This window comes from Pedobacter aquatilis, from assembly GCF_032678405.1.
Lineage (GTDB): Bacteria > Bacteroidota > Bacteroidia > Sphingobacteriales > Sphingobacteriaceae > Pedobacter > Pedobacter aquatilis_A.
The window spans coordinates 1,274,273-1,290,602 of sequence record NZ_JAVTSJ010000001.1 but is presented as its reverse complement, the minus strand read 5'-3'; the positions used below and the strand labels follow the sequence as shown (position 1 = coordinate 1,290,602).

At 37.7% G+C, this 16,330-nt stretch carries 10 protein-coding genes; 1 reads left to right on the top strand and 9 read right to left on the bottom strand.

Annotated features, from left to right (window positions below; genetic code table 11):
- Positions 1 to 249: 249 nt before the first annotated feature.
- On the top strand, positions 250 to 1,230 hold the full coding sequence (locus tag R2R71_RS05375) for an acyl-ACP desaturase (protein WP_316830225.1): 981 nt from the start codon (positions 250 to 252) through the stop codon (positions 1,228 to 1,230).
- A 53-nt stretch (positions 1,231 to 1,283) separates the two neighbouring features.
- Here the strand turns inward: R2R71_RS05375 and R2R71_RS05370 are convergent, their stop codons facing one another.
- The 9 genes from R2R71_RS05370 to R2R71_RS05330 form a co-directional block, all read right to left on the bottom strand.
- The gene (locus R2R71_RS05370; protein ID WP_316830224.1) at positions 1,284 to 4,655 is read right to left on the bottom strand and encodes a methylmalonyl-CoA mutase family protein; all 3,372 of its coding nucleotides are present in this window, start codon (positions 4,653 to 4,655) and stop codon (positions 1,284 to 1,286) included.
- A gap of 147 nt (positions 4,656 to 4,802) precedes the next feature.
- A complete protein-coding gene (gene pafA, locus R2R71_RS05365) occupies positions 4,803 to 6,455 on the bottom strand; it encodes an alkaline phosphatase PafA (RefSeq protein WP_316830223.1) in 1,653 nt (550 codons plus the stop codon).
- Between the two features lie 69 nt (positions 6,456 to 6,524).
- Positions 6,525 to 7,814 (bottom strand): folylpolyglutamate synthase/dihydrofolate synthase family protein, encoded by a 1,290-nt coding sequence (locus tag R2R71_RS05360; RefSeq protein ID WP_316830222.1) that lies wholly within the window; start codon positions 7,812 to 7,814, stop codon positions 6,525 to 6,527.
- Between the two features lie 155 nt (positions 7,815 to 7,969).
- Positions 7,970 to 8,785 (bottom strand): energy transducer TonB, encoded by an 816-nt coding sequence (locus tag R2R71_RS05355; protein ID WP_316830221.1) that lies wholly within the window; start codon positions 8,783 to 8,785, stop codon positions 7,970 to 7,972.
- A complete protein-coding gene (locus tag R2R71_RS05350; protein WP_316830220.1) occupies positions 8,785 to 9,186 on the bottom strand; it encodes a biopolymer transporter ExbD in 402 nt (133 codons plus the stop codon). The genes R2R71_RS05355 and R2R71_RS05350 overlap by 1 nt, the downstream gene beginning before the upstream one ends.
- Positions 9,186 to 9,893, bottom strand: coding sequence for a MotA/TolQ/ExbB proton channel family protein (locus tag R2R71_RS05345; RefSeq protein ID WP_316830219.1), 708 nt, complete (start codon positions 9,891 to 9,893; stop codon positions 9,186 to 9,188). Before R2R71_RS05345 ends, R2R71_RS05350 begins: the two co-directional genes overlap by 1 nt.
- Complete coding sequence (locus tag R2R71_RS05340; RefSeq protein ID WP_316830218.1) at positions 9,893 to 11,305, bottom strand: SPOR domain-containing protein; 1,413 nt, start codon at positions 11,303 to 11,305, stop codon at positions 9,893 to 9,895. Before R2R71_RS05340 ends, R2R71_RS05345 begins: the two co-directional genes overlap by 1 nt.
- A 53-nt stretch (positions 11,306 to 11,358) precedes the next feature.
- Positions 11,359 to 13,056 (bottom strand): hypothetical protein, encoded by a 1,698-nt coding sequence (locus R2R71_RS05335; protein WP_316830217.1) that lies wholly within the window; start codon positions 13,054 to 13,056, stop codon positions 11,359 to 11,361.
- Between the two features lie 4 nt (positions 13,057 to 13,060).
- The gene (locus R2R71_RS05330) at positions 13,061 to 16,087 is read right to left on the bottom strand and encodes a tetratricopeptide repeat protein (RefSeq protein ID WP_316830216.1); all 3,027 of its coding nucleotides are present in this window, start codon (positions 16,085 to 16,087) and stop codon (positions 13,061 to 13,063) included.
- Positions 16,088 to 16,330 lie beyond the last annotated feature (243 nt).

The following is a 16,330-nucleotide window of genomic DNA, read 5'->3' as shown; positions in this document are numbered from 1 at the left end:
TACCATATAAGGCATCTAAGTGTTTGATGGTGGCTTGAAAAGCTCCCAAATAAGGCGCCAAAGAGATTGAAGCAAAGAGCAGGGCTGAAACTACCCATGGAAGCCTTACAACCGTTTACTAATATTTAAGGCAGTGATATTGTAACATCTATCACATTTAAACCTGATTATAGCCAATTGTGTTAATATTGTAAGGTTTGCCATAATATTTGGTTATCTTTGTGTTAAACAAATATATAAATACGCGTAATGAGTTTTTTTGCAGATAAAAGAAGGGAAGTAATGGTGCATATTGAGAAATATATGCTTGAGATGATGGATACCTATCTTAAACCGATTGATACGAACTGGCAGCCATCTGATTTCTTACCTGATTCTACAAGTGAAACATTTTATCAAGATATTAGAAATTTAAGGGAGAAAGCTAAAGATCTTTCTTATGATTTAGTAGCAGTGCTTATCGGTGATACAATTACTGAGGAAGCTTTACCAACATACGAGTCGTGGCTTGCGATGGTTGAAGGACCGAGCATGAAGGAAGATGGTGGCTGGATGAAATGGAACAGACATTGGACTGCTGAGGAAAACCGTCATGGAGATTTATTAAACAAGTATTTATACCTTTCCGGTCGTGTTGATATGCGCCAGATGGAGATTTCTACGCAGTATTTAATCGCTGATGGTTTTGATATTGGTACAGGTCACGACCCTTACCGTAATTTTATTTATACTTCTTTTCAGGAAATGGCAACAAATATTTCGCACAGAAGGGTTGCTTCTTTAGCGAAGAGAGATGGTGACACGCTTTTATCGAAGATGTGTGGCACAATTGCATCTGACGAGGCCCGCCATGCAAAAGCTTACAAGGATTTTATGAATAAAATTTTTGAGGTAGACCCAAACGAAGCTATGGTGGCTTTTGAAGATATGATGCGTAAGAAAATTGTGATGCCTGCACATTTCTTACGTGAAGTGGGTTTAAAAATTGGCCAGACCTTTGGACATTTCACGGATGCTGCGCAACGATTAGGTGTTTATACTGCTGTTGATTATGTAGAAATTATGCAGCAACTAATAGAGGATTGGAAGATTGAAGGTATGCGTGATTTAGATGAAGCTGGCGAAAAGGCGAGGGATTACATTATGAATTTGCCTTCGAGACTTTTAAGGGTAGCTGAAAGAATGAAGAACCCAACAATTGATTATAAATTTAGCTGGATAGCGGGTTAATTAAAAATACTTTGGAAAGCGCCATGATTATCATAATCATGGCGCTTTTTGTTTTACATGTTTCTTCTATACTGACCGCCAACCTCATAAAGGGCATTGCTAATTTGGCCTAATGAACATATTTTACAAACTTCCATGAGTTGTTCGAAGATGTTCAAACCGTCAATAGCAGCCTTCTGAAGCTGTTTCAATAGCTGTTCTGCCTTATCATTATTTCTTTGCTGAAAAGCTTCGAGGGTTTTTATCTGGTATTGTTTTTCTTCTTCGGTAGCACGAATAACTTCTCCGGGAACGATTGTGGGCGAACCGTTTTTATTTAAGAAAGTATTTACGCCAACAATAGGGTATTCTCCGGTATGTTTAAGTGTTTCATAATATAAACTCTCTTCCTGGATTTTACCTCGCTGGTACATGGTTTCCATAGCGCCTAAAACACCTCCACGGTCATTAATTCTTTTAAATTCTGCCAATACAGCCTCTTCTACCAGATCGGTTAGTTCTTCGATAATAAAAGCACCTTGTAAAGGGTTTTCGTTTTTGGCCAGGCCTAACTCCCTGTTTATGATTAGCTGAATGGCCATAGCTCTACGTACAGATTCCTCTGTAGGAGTGGTAATAGCCTCATCGTAAGCATTTGTGTGTAAGGAATTACAGTTATCGTAAATTGCGTATAAGGCCTGTAATGTGGTACGAATATCGTTGAAATCAATTTCCTGGGCATGTAATGAGCGACCAGAAGTTTGAATATGGTATTTTAGTTTTTGGGAGCGGTCATTCCCTTTATATTTATTTTTAATTGCCTTGGCCCAGATTCGGCGGGCTACACGTCCGATAACAGCATATTCAGGATCGATTCCATTTGAGAAAAAGAATGATAAATTTGGTGCAAAATCATCGATATGCATGCCACGACTTAAATAATATTCTACAAATGTAAAACCATTACTCAAGGTAAATGCCAGCTGGGATATCGGGTTTGCACCTGCTTCTGCAATATGGTAGCCAGAGATAGAAACTGAATAGAAATTGCGTACTTTCTCATCAATAAAATACTTCTGGATATCGCCCATCATTCTTAGGGCAAACTCTGTTGAGAATATACAGGTATTTTGTGCCTGATCTTCTTTCAGGATATCGGCCTGAACGGTTCCACGAACGGCACTTATGGCATAAGTTTTGATTTTTAAATACACGTCGGCAGGTAATACCTGATCACCTGTTACCCCCAGGAGCATTAAACCCAGTCCATTATTGCCTTCAGGCAGTTTTCCATTATAGGTTGGCCTGGAACTGTTTTTCGCATTGTAAATCGCCTCAATTTTCTTACTAACTTCAGTTTCAAGTCCGTTTTCGATGATGTATTTTTCACATTGCTGATCAATAGCGGCGTTCATGAAAAAGCCTAACAACATCGGAGCGGGGCCATTGATTGTCATTGAAACCGAAGTAGAGGCTGCACATAAATCGAAACCTGAGTATAGTTTTTTCGCATCATCGAGGGTTGCTATACTTACTCCGGAATTACCAATTTTACCGTAAATATCGGGGCGTATATGCGGGTCTTCACCGTACAGGGTTACCGAATCGAATGCGGTAGATAAACGATGTGCGGGCTGACCTAAAGAAACATAATGAAAGCGCTTGTTTGTACGCTCCGGGCCACCTTCTCCTGCAAACATCCGGGTTGGATCTTCTCCATCACGTTTTAGTGGAAATACACCTGCTGCATATGGAAATTCGCCTGGTAAATTTTCAGTTAACAACCATCTTAAAATATCACCCCAATCTTCGTAACGTGGTAATGATACTTTAGGGATATTCAGTTTTGATAAAGATTCATAAAACAAAGGTTGTTTAATTTCCTTATCGCGTACTTTGTAGATGAAGAATTCCTCTTTATAACTTTTTCTGGTTTGCGGCCATTGGCGAAGTAATCTTTTGCATTCGCCATCCAATTGTTCTTCGAAAAAAGTATAGGCTTCTTCCAATCCTGTGCCTATTGATAAAGATTTATTTTCAGCTGCTAAGTTAATAACGCCTTTAAGCTGATACATTTTACGGGCAATTGATGATTGTTTATCTACCCATTCGTTGTAAGCCTGACTTGATTCGGCGATTTCTGCCAGGTAGCGAATCCTATCGGGTGGAATAATATAGATTTTTTCTGACTGTTCGGCTGTTAGTTCCATTTTGGTTTTAAACTGAACACCAGTTTTAATACTAATTTGTTCCATTAATGCTGCAAACAAATTGTTCATTCCCGGATCGTTAAACTGAGATGCCATGGTTCCAAAAACAGGGATTTCGTTATCCTTAGCATCAAAGAGATTATGATTGCGTTTGTATTGTTTACGTACGTCGCGTAATGCATCTAAAGCGCCCCGCTTATCGAATTTATTGATGGCAACCAGATCAGCAAAATCGAGCATGTCGATTTTTTCTAACTGGGTAGCAGCGCCAAATTCAGGTGTCATTACATATAAGGAAACATCGCAATGCTCCGTAATTTCGGTATCGGATTGTCCAATTCCTGAAGTTTCTACAATAATCAGATCATAGCCAGCAGCCTTGCATATATCGATACTTTCCTGGACATTTTTGGAAAGCGCCAGATTGGCCTGTCTTGTTGCCAGAGAGCGCATGTAAACCCTGGGATTGTTAATGGCATTCATCCTGATACGGTCGCCAAGCAATGCTCCACCGGTTTTTCTTTTAGAAGGATCTACAGAAATGATAGCCATTGTTTTATCTTTCACTTCGATCAAAAACCTCCGTACCAATTCATCAACTAATGATGATTTTCCCGCACCACCCGTACCGGTAATACCCAGGATGGGTGCAGTGTTGTTTTGAGATAATTTTTTAAGTTCATCAACAAAAGATTGTGCGGCTTCAGGGTCGTTTTCTGCCACTGTAATTGCCCCAGCAATGGCCTTCACATCTTTTCCGGGTATGGTTTTCAGCTCATCAGTGATTTCATCTTTAGTAATGAAGTCTGTTTTTTGCAGCATATCATTAATCATGCCCTGCAAGCCCATTCTTCTGCCATCATCCGGCGAATAGATTTTTGATATTCCGTAAGCTTCCAGTTCTTCAATTTCTGAAGGCAATATAACGCCACCGCCTCCGGCAAATATTTTAATATGACCTGAGCCCCTTTCCTGAAGTAAATCGAACATGTATTTAAAATATTCGATGTGGCCTCCCTGGTAAGAAGTCATTGCAATTCCCTGGACATCCTCCTGAATGGCACAATTTACAACTTCATCTACCGAACGATTGTGACCGAGATGAATAACTTCTGCTCCCGATGATTGCAGGATTCTACGCATAATGTTAATGGTTGCATCGTGCCCATCGAAAAGAGAAGCAGCAGTTACAAAACGAATTTTATTTTTGGGTTTATATATTTCTACTTGTTGCATATTGCATGATTTAAGAAAAAAGAAAAATCTTATTTCAAATTATATCTGGTTCTGCAAATGTAAGAAATACCGATTAACCGAAGGTTTTTTAATAGAATTGATACTTATTATAAATAAAAAAGCCACCTTGAAGGGTGGCTTTAAAAATTATTTGTTTGTTATTTCAGTTATTGGTTCTCCAACACAGCCACTAGGCATTTGAATATGAAGCAAAGCTGCAATGGTTGGTGCTATATCTGTCATATAGTGCGTTTTGTTCGATGCACCTGGTTTTATTCCCCATCCCATGAATACCAAAGGAATATGTGCATCGTAAGGGTTCCAGTTTCCGTGTGTGGTTCCTGTACTGCCACCGTTAAACCAGTTTGGATCTAATATGTAATATAAATCACCACTTCTTCTGGCATTATAACCATTTGTGACCATCTTTTTCTGAACTTCAGGGAGTGTTGCCATCGAAATTCTCGAAATATCAACCACGTTTGCGAAGCCATCTAATCTTTTAAGGAATTCGATAGATGCGGCTTTAATCACGTCGAAACTTACTGTTCCGTTATCGGTTTTATCGTGGTCGAAAATAATCTGGTTATTCATCGATTTTAAAACCACATTATTAACCTTAAATTTTTCGTTAAGGAAACTGTTAAGTTTGAAAACGATATCTCTGTCGCTCACCGTTCCGGCAGGAAGTTTATTTTCCTGCATAAATCCTGGAACGTGTGCAACACCATGATCGGCACTTAAGAACAAGGTATAGTTTCCTTTTCCAACTTTTTTATCAAGGTAATTGAAAAACTCTTCAAAATCTTTGTCTAAACGTAAATAAGTATCTTCAGCTTCGATTGAGTTTGGTCCGTAACCATGGCCAACATAATCAGTTGCTGAGCAGCTAACTGCTAAAAAGTCGGTAATGTTATCTTGTCCTAAATCTTCAGAAAGAATGGCAAGTTTAGCTAAATCTAAAGTGATTGTATTGCCATAAGGCGTACTTCTGATGGCATCGAAGTTTTTATCGATGTTTTGGGTAAGCTGGTGAGGGAAAGTGCTTGTTTTACCTTCATATGCTTTTTCATCACTTGTGCTGTTCACATAAGTATTGATAGGGTAAAGGGTTTCCCAATTTTTAGCATAAAACTTGTTAGCCAGTTTTAATTTATTGTAATCTGCAATCCATGTTGGTACTTCTTTCATGTAGTAAGAACTTGTGATCCAGTTTCCGGTACTGCCCTGATACCAGTAAGCGGCATTTGCTGCATGGCCAGCAGGTAAAATTGAACCTCTGTCTTTTAATGAAATACCGATAACTTTTCCGCGGAAATTGGTAGCTAAACGTAATTCATCCGTAATTGTAGTTGCCAAAAGGTTTTTAGGCGACATATTTCCTTCTGAAGATGGTGTACTTCCTACCGTAACCACTGTAGAATCTTCAGTGCAATAAACATTCTTTTTGGTTTCAGAATTATACCAGTCGTTGCCAATTATACCATGTACTGCCGGAACAGAACCTGTATAGATGGTGGTGTGGCCAACTGCTGTATATGTTGGTGTGTATGGTATTAACGTATTTTCTACCGAAAAACCTTCATTAATCAATCTTTTAAAACCACCACTTGAATAGCGGTTATAGTAGCGATACAGGTAATCCCAACGCATTTGATCGACAACTAAGCCAACAACTAACTTTGGACGGGCAACTTCAGCAGGATAAGCTTTTGCTGTTGTAGTTTTTTTAGTTTGCGCCGAAACTGTTGAGAGTGATAAAATTGATAAGGAAACAATTAAGTACGAAATTTTCTTCATTCTATTTTATTTTAAAGGCTAAAAGTAATAATTTTTAGATGAAGAATTTTTGAACTTTCTGTAAAGTTTTTATAGTGCTTCGGCAACAACGAAGGTACTTCCACCTATAAAAATAAGGTCGTTAGCAGCCGCATTTTTCAACGCCGCGGCTTTTGCTTCGGCAACTGAATTAAAGGTTTCACCCTTTAAATTAAAGGTAGCTGCCTGTTGCTGCAGTTCTATCGCTTCTAAACCACGTTCTAAATCGGGTTTACAAAAATAATAAACAGCATTTTTTGGTAAAAGGGATAATACCCTGGTAATGTCCTTATCTTTTACCATTCCGAAAACCATGTGAAGTTTATCAAAAGGTGTTTGCCCGATATTTTTGATTACCTCGGTTATGCCAGCCTCGTTGTGGCCGGTATCGCAGATTACCAGCGGATTCTTGCTTAACGTTTGCCAGCGCCCCTGTAGTCCGGTAAGTTTTTTAACTTTTTTTAAACCTTCGTAAACTGCATGTTTTACAATTTTTGTTTCCGTTTTCTGGCTTAAAATTTCAAGTGCTTTTAATACTGTTACAATATTTTTTGGCTGATATAATCCGGTTAAGTCACTTTTTAAATCAGCATATTTAATTGTCCCATTCTCGCTTATGGAAAGTTTAAGTAAATTGTTTTTAACTGAAAGGGCTGAGGCCGAGAGGGATTGATCGGCAAAAAATATGGATGTGTTTACAGTTTTGGCTTTTTCCAAAAAAACAGGCTGGGATTCTACTTGTGTTTCACCAATAATTGCGGGAATACCTTTTTTTATAATTCCAGCTTTTTCTCCTGCAATTTCATGTAAAGTATTGCCTAACATATTGGTATGATCGAGGCTGATATTGGTAATGACAGAAATTTCAGGCGTGATGATGTTTGTGGAATCGAGGCGGCCACCTAAACCAACTTCGATTACTGCGATATCAACCTGATGCTTTGCAAAGTGATCAAAGGCCATAGCAACCGTAGCTTCGAAAAAGGATGGCTCTGTTTTGTTAATCAGCTTTCGGTTGGTCTGAACAAAAGCGGTGACTTCTGCCTTACTAATCATTTTTCCGTTTATACGAATCCGTTCGCGGAAATCTTTCAGGTGCGGGGAGGTGTATAGCCCGGTTTTGAAACCTTGTGCCTGCAAAACTGCGGAGAGCATGTGCGAGGTTGAGCCTTTACCATTTGTGCCTGCAACATGAATGCTTTTGAACTTGTTTTGGGGGTTATCCAGTGCTTCGCATAAAATAATGGTATTCGTTAAATCTTTTTTAAATGCGGAAGCACCGACCCTGGTAAACATGGGCAACTTGCTGTATAAAAAATCGAGCGTTTGCTGGTAGTTCATAATTACTGTCAAATATATGCTGACTTATTTTTATTATGAAACGAAAAGGGAAGATTGTGATGAATAATATCGCCTGAGTGATATAAAGCATGGAATAGCCTGTAAATAGAAAATGGTCTGTGAGACACAGACCATAGGACCATGGATAAGATAACTTATTTTACCTTAAAGTTGAATACGACAACTCCGGTTTGATTATCAGCACCGACATCAGACTTGCTCAAAGATGAATTTAATACAGCCTGGATACATTTATTTACCAGATCTGTATCAGTAATTGTTGAACCTTTTAACTCCTGATTAGCTCTGGTAATGTCACCATTTTTATTGAAATAAATTCTGATGGCGATTTTACCAGTTTTTTGCCCATCATCTTTCGGAATAACGAGGTTAGAAAAACGACGAAGTTCAATGGGTTTGTTCCCAAAACCAGAACCACCTTCACCATAATTATTCGCTAATGGATCGCCATTTTTTGAACCCTGGTTCCCAGGTGTATCTCCGGTTCCATCACCGCCACCTTGCCCGGTATTTTTCTTGCCTTTATACAAAGCATTCTGATTGATTACCGGTTGTGTCGGTTTATCTTCGGTTGCCGTTGTTGGCGTTTTAGTAGCCGTTTTAGTTGGTTTTGTATTAACGCTAATTGCTTCTTCGGTATTCTGCGTTTGGATCTCTTTATCTCCGGTTTCGACAGTTGTATTTTCAGTTACTTTTTCCTGTGGTACAACTTTATCGGGTGCTTTTTGATTTGCATTAGGATCGGCAGAAGGCTCTTCGATACTTGTATAATCATCGCCCATACCAGTTTCTGCAGTTCCATAATTCACCACCATACCGCCCATACCCAGATCTTCGGGTGGCTCGAAAGAATTAATCACAATTAAAAAGCTGATTGCAAGCAAAAGCCCCATTATACCGGTAGATATTGCAACTGCTTTCGGATAATTATTTTCTTCTTTGTAATTCATTACTTCTTAGGCTCTACAGCTAAAACAAGTTTTAATTTCAATTTGTTCGCTACATCGTAAGCAACCATAATATTTTCTGCCGGAACATTTTTAGCCACGTACAAAATAATGGTCATATCTGGAGCTACTTTTTGATAGGCCTCTATTGCTGGTTGCAGGCTTTCAGCTGTTGCAGGTTTTTTATCAACGAAATAATTTAAATTTTCGTCTATACTTACGGTAACAGCTTTTTTAGCAGTAGATTGTTGTCCGCTGGATGATTGAGGCAACAACAATTTAACTACCTGGGGATTTACTACTGCAGATGCCAATAGAAAGAACAACATCAGGAAGAACATAATATCGTTCAGTGCTGATGTATGTACTTCTACACCTCCTTTTGTTCTTTTGCGTAAATTCATTATTTACCTGGTTCTTCTAATAAATCAATAAAATCAATTGCATCGGTTTCCATTTTAAGGATGATTTTTTCAACCATAATGTTTAAAATGTGGTACAATACATAGGCAATAATACCAATGATCAGTCCCGTTGCTGATGTAATCATTTTAGTGTATAAACCACCAGAAATGGTACCGATTTCGATAGCTCCTTTAATTGATACCTGGTGGAAAATTGTAATTACCCCAACAATTGTACCCACGAAACCAAGCATTGGTGCAATACCTGCCACGATACCTAAAATGCTAATGTTTTTTTCGAGTTTAGAAACCTCAAGTTTACCAACATTTTCTATTGCACCTTCAATATCTTTAATCGGGCGACCAATCCTTTTTAATCCTTTTTGCAACATACGCGATAATGGCGAGTTGTTGTTACGAAGAAGGGCAGATGCGCCTTCAAGATTTCCTGACTGTATATACGACCTGATCTGAACCATTAAATTTGATTCATCTTTTGTAGATTTTTTGATTGTTAAATAACGCTCAACAAAAATAACCAGTGCAAGAAAAGCTAAAAAAGCCAGTGGAATCATTACCCAACCACCTTTAAATAACAAATCTATAAAATGTAATTCTGGTGCAGGTTGTGATAATGTCGGATTTAAGGCATTTGCTGTATCCTGTACTACTTTTTGTGTAGTATCTTGAATTAATAGTGCAATCATTATGGTGTGTTTATCTGTTTAATGTCTAATTCTTTTATTCTTACTTTTTTACTTAGAGCAGGTCTGGCTTCAACAGCCTCTTTTTCTGTTTTATAAGATGCTATACTTACTTTTTTATATGGACCTTCGATAGGAACAATTCTGGCTGTTATGCCATATCCTTTCATCTGCTGGATAAATTGCTCTGCTTTCTTTTCAGTTTTGAAAGAAGCACCGATTACTTCGTAAGTGGTTACTCCTTTTTCTTCTTTTGTTACCGCTGTTTTAACCTGTGCAACAACTTTGGTTTTTTGTGTATCAGCCTTGCTTTGTACCTGATTAGCTTTTAATATGCTATCGGTTTTTGCAATAGAATCCTGTTTGATTTTAGCTGTATCCGGTTTTTCAATTTTTGAAGAATCGACAGTCGTTACCGATGCTGCTGGGGCTTCTACCTTTGCCTGGTTACCGAACCATTCAGGTTTAATAAAATAGATAATGACTGCAATCAAAATTAACACGAAAACTGCAATCCAGATTTTTGACCAGCCAGATTTGTTAGCTTCCTCATCTTCTTCCAATACTTCTGCTGTTATCGGATCGTGGCCAAAACGGTTTGGATGCTCAGCATGCTGTTCTTTTATAAATTCAGGGGCTTCAATAACGTTTTCTTCGTCTTGAACATCCTCGTTTAAGTTAACATATGTTTTCTGAATTTCTGATTCGGGTTGATGGCCAAAGCGGTTTGGTTGTTCCTCATGTTGTTCTATTACGGCATCAGGCACACTGATTTCTTCATGCTCAACATCAATTGCTTCTGTAGTATTTGATAAAGTATTTTTTAAATCATCTTTAACTTCATCTAATTCTATATTTTCAATTACAGGTAAAACTTCTTCCGCATTCTTAACTTCGTTAGATATAGGTGTTGAATTTACCGGTGCTTCGGCAATCTCTTCATAAACTTCCTCCTCCGTTTCCTGTGGTGATGAAATGGTATCTTTTGTCTCAGCTTCTGAATTTATTTCAGTTTCTGCAACTGATGGCAAACCATAAAATTCAGAGCCATAATTGATATTTTTTGCTGGCTCGAAACTTAAACCTTCATGTTCTGTGAAAAATAAGCGACCAAGGTTTTCAAGTTCTGCCTCATGTTCAATTTCGAGTTTTTTGTTTATATCTTCTACAAACTGCGCAATGTAATAGGCTGCACTTTCAGCAGAAATATTTCTTTTCTCTGAAATAAAGTTCGGAAGTAATTCTTCGTCCTTAATTTCAGTAGTAAATTGCAAAGTATATCCCGGAGGGAAAAACGATTGTTTTTCCTTATCGTATCTGCCAGCAAATTTCTTTTTGAAAAATGTACCCAGGCCAGTAAGGCCAACTGAAGTACGTTGCTGCAAGAGTTCTGAAAGGTATAATAAGATATCCATTCCGGTAAAATTAGCGTTTTATTCTAAATCGACACAATAATAAATTAATGTGCTTAAAACGAATAAGTTAATCCGCCAAACATATTAAAGCCGTTTACCTGATAAAATAAATACCTGCTGTAATTGGTATTCAGGATGTTATTTGCTTTTGCAAAAACCGAAAACTTATTGTTAATACGGTACTCTGCACCTACGCCTAAATCTACAAAACCTTTAACTGTTACAATTGATTCGATTGCAGGATTCGGAATTACATAAGATAATGCCGGTACAGGCTGCTGAACATTCAATTTGGCTTTTACATCGTCCTGAATAACTACGCCTGCATTAAAGCTTAATTTTTTATTATAAGTGTAAACAAAGTTTGAGCTTACTTTTAAGCCTGGTTTAAACCAGCTATAGGTTTCAGATGCAGGTTTGTAATCATCAATATTTAATTTACCTGTCCATTTTAATGCATCGCTAACCTGGACAGAAATTTCACCTTCTAAGCCTGTAATCTTGGCTTTACCAAAATCGTAAATCACATCGAATTTATTAAAGTCGGTATAGTTATTAATGAATAATGGCATATCATCGATTTGTTTCATGTAGAAACGGGCCTTGTAGCCAAATCCTGGTCCACCGGTTCCTTTAACACCCGCACTAATGCTTAATTTTTCAACCGTATTTTTAATTAAGATGTTGCTGTTTAACCATGGGTTTTCATCGGTAAAGCTTTTCATCGAGTTACGGTTTACATCACCTTTAACCTCTCCAAAAACCTGCAGATAATCGGGAATTAAAGTGAAATCGGCAGTAACTGCAGGGAATATCCTCGAGCTGCTATAAGCACCAAACTCCTGAACGAAATTAATTCCGGCAGTAACTTTAGCACCATTAACCTGTAAACGGATGTAAGGATTTAAGCGCAATAAATTATTACCGATACTTGTTGTTAAATCTTTTGTGTTGCCAAACTCTGTTGATGCTGCCAAACCTAAATTTAAGGAGCTGATTCTTTTATTCAAGTAACCATTCAAGGTTAAATAGCTTTCTTTAGCACTGAATCTGTCGTTCCAAAGGTATCCGTTAGCCTTTAAAGCATAACTGAAGGCATCATCATCTTCTTTGTAATTTTTAACTAATTCGCCTTCAGCTTCTAAAAAAGTTAGCGCCTGTTTTTCAGGATTTGGATTCAACGTTGGACGATCATTGTCAATTCCATAAAAATACAAGCCATTGCGCTCAAAATTAATGCGCCCGCTAACTGTATTTTCAGCCATAATACTGCGGCCAAAAACGCTGAACTGCTGGTTGCTGCTATTTTGTTTATTAAGCTTGCCTTCCTGACTGAAATGCTTAAAATAACCACCAAGCTGTAAAGCAGGATCACGGCTAATATTTACATAAACTTCTCCTAAAATGGTTGCCAGTGAGCCAACACCACCTTTTACATAATTATTTATCAGTTCTGATTGTTTTTCATCAACCAATGCCTGCGCCTGAAGCTTCTGTATATCGCTGTTGATTTCGAGTTTTCGATCGGTTACGCTATAATTCAGTTTTGCTTTGTAAGTCTTAACATCATCAAGGTTAGGACTTCTTCTTAATTTTACGGCCTCTGCAAGAATAGGTTTGTACGGACGAACGACTTCTATTTCCTCGCTAACTGCGGCTTTTTCTTCCTGTTTTTTTTCCTGCGCCTGAACGGTAACTAAACCTGCAGCGAGAAAAAAGATGGTACTGTATATATATTTAATCGACTTCATTGTTCTACTTCTTCGGGTTTAATTTTTCTAATTTTTGCTTTGCCGTTGGGATGATATCGTCCGTTTTATTATCGTAATTATCGATAATACTTAGCAATGTACTTTTAGCCTGCAAATTATCTTTCAATGCCACATAGTTATCTGATAACAGAATGAAAGATTTGGCAACCCAATAATCATAAGATGCCATGTTGTTAATTAAATCGAAACATGTTTTCGATGAAGTTTTATAATCACCTTTGCTATACTCGAGAAAAGCAAGATTATATTTGGCTTCTGCAGCGGCAACGGTTTTCGTTTTTGCTACCACATTTTTAAATTCCTTAATAGCAGTTGTAGTATCGCCTTTTAACAGATACGCTTTACCTGCATATAAACCTGAGCTGTTTTTTTCTTCTTCTGATGCTTTTTCTGATTCTTTAGTCAGTTGTGCGTACTTGATCATATCATCAGCAGAATTCAGCGCAGTATAAGCTTTTAACAAGTTATTGATGGCATAACCATAATGTGCCTTGTAATCAGTTGTGGTTTCTAAACGTTTCAGGTAAACGATTGCCTCATTATATTTTTTCTGGTCAAGGAATAGTTTTGAGATACTTAACAACGATCGTTCTGTATAATCACTTGTCCAATCGTTTAAAATGTATTCATAATCAGCAATTGCCTCATCCGGGCGACCCAATTTAACCAATGATTCGGCTCTGATAAATTTACCTTCCTTATCATGAATGGCTTTCGGGAATTTATCGAAGTAAGCATTTATAGCCTGAAAAGCACCATTGGCATCACCTTTCAGGTATAAGTTATTTGCAGCTGCAAAAACAATATTATCCTGCTCGGCATTTGAATAATTCCCAAGTGGGGTTGTGCCCGCATAGCTGATAAAACCATTGGCGTCGCCTTTGTCAACATAAATATTTTTGATTGATTCCATTGCCTGTTTAGCTTCGTCGGCACTTGGATAATCGCGGATTACCTTTTTGAATGATTCTAAGGCAGCGTCGTCCTGATCCTGGTTATACTGAACCAGGCCGATGGTTACCAGGGCTTTCGGTACATAGCTGCTATGTGGGTATTTCGCCACTAAACCCACTAAATCAGTTTTCGATTTTTCTAAATCACCTTTATTGAAATAAGTGTAGGCTGTTTCGAAACCTGCATCATCGGCATAGTTGGAATTAGGAAAACGCTGAAGTAAATTTTGCATGGTTGCAATTTTTGCATCGTATTGGTTTTCCAGTCCCTGGATCATACCCTTCTGGAAAACGGCATAGTCTTCTGCACTGGTTTTACGGCTGATGATTTTGTTATAATTATTCATCGCATCGCCGTAACTCTTATTCACGAAATAGGAATCGGCCAAGCGGATGGTTGCATCATCAACCGTCTTTTGGTCTTTATCATTTCCTGCTAAAAAGCGTTCAAAATAGGTTGCGGCTTTACCGTATTTCTCATCTTCAAAAGCAGCATAGGCCAAAGCATAGTTTGCGAAATTATAAACACCTGTTTTATTCGCATCAGGCATTTTCAGGAACTTTTCGAATGTTGATACTGCTTCGCCATATTTACGAAGCTCATACATCGATTCGCCTTTCCAATAAGTGCTTAATGCGTGGATTTCATTGTCTTCAGGGAATTTTTCTGAACGCAAAAACATTGATAAAGCATTCGGGAATGCCCTTTCGTTATAAAATTCCAATCCTCGGAAATAAGTAACCTTCTGATAAGCTTCTTTTGCTTCTAAGTTTTTATCAGGAATTGGTTCTAAAATATCAACTGCTGCCTGGTAGTTTTTTGTCGTTAATAAAACCTCACCCAACAGGATTTTAGCTTCATTAATTTTTCTTGATTTAGGAAATGTTTTCAGGAAACTCTGTGTGGCATCTAAAGCCTGTTGGTGAAAGTTTAATTCGTAACTTAACTTGGCATAGTTTAGCCAGGCTTCTTCCTGAATTACCTTGTCAAAATCTAAACGTGAGGCACGGAAAAATGCACTCTGGGCTTTTTCTTTATTTCCTAACTGAATGAAAGCTTTTCCTAAAGTGTGCATACCATTTTGCAGGTAAACATCATCGTTATTTAGTTTTTCTAAAACAGTAACCGATTGTGCGTATTTTTTATTCTGAAATAAAGAATACCCGTACTGGTAAATAAATAAGTTGTTTTTTACGTCGCTTTTATCTTTAGCATAAAAGTCTGCGAAATACTTTTCAGCATTTTTAAAATCAGATTTTGCGAAATAAGAGGCTGCAACAAGACTTAGCATTTCCGGTTCAAACTGCTGCTTTGTTTTAGCCATTATTGGTAAAGCATAGCTGATTACATCGTCATAGCGTTCATCCAGATAGTACATCGAAGTGATGTAATATGGATAGCTTGCCTCGTAAGTTGGCGAGCCTTTTAGTTTTTCGAAGTTGGCTAAAGCAGTTTTATATTCTTTGTTTAAGTAATTTATATAAGCGAAGTAATAGGTTGCGCTTTCCTGAAACTGGCCGTCTTCTTTTTTTACCTTTTCGAAAAGCGGTTCGGCTTTATCGTAATTTTTTAACTGAAAATAAGCGTAGCCTTGTTTAAACTGGTACTCATTGCGCTGTTTACCCGAAAGGGTAGAAGGATCGGTTTTTTCGAACCATTCTAAAGCCTTTTCGTAGTTTTTCTGGTTGAAGTAAGTTTTACCAACGTAGAAATAGGCAAGTTTTGTATTAGGATTTAAAGGGTAATCGCGGATAAACGCCTGAAATAAACTCTCGGCATCAGTATTGGTAAGTTCTAAGGCACAAACTGCAGCATAGAATTTGGCATTTTCTTTTAACAGGGATAGCTCTGCATTACTCTCGGTTTGGGAGGCAGGTTTAAAACGTTGTTGTTCAACAAGTTTAAACTGCTGTGAAGCAGCTACGTATTTTTCTTTATCTAATAACTCTAAGCCCGTTTGATAGTTTTTATTGAGGTTCTGCACTGCGCTCACCTGCGCATAAGTGCTAAAACTTCCTGCTAAAAGTAGCGGAATTAGTAAGTATTTTTTCTGCATCGGTTTCAAATATGGTTGGTACTAAATTAGAAATAGTATCAAAGCTTATCAACAGAAGTAATTAACATCTGTTAATAACACAAATTAACGACGGGAATTTTTATTTGGTATCAGCGACAGGACGATTGTGGAAAATTAGGCTAAATGAGTGCCTCATTAGCTATTATTGAGTTTGTTGCATGAACTTATTTCTTAACGGCTTAACCGTGTGAATTGGTTAACTATTTATATCAAAAAGGCTAG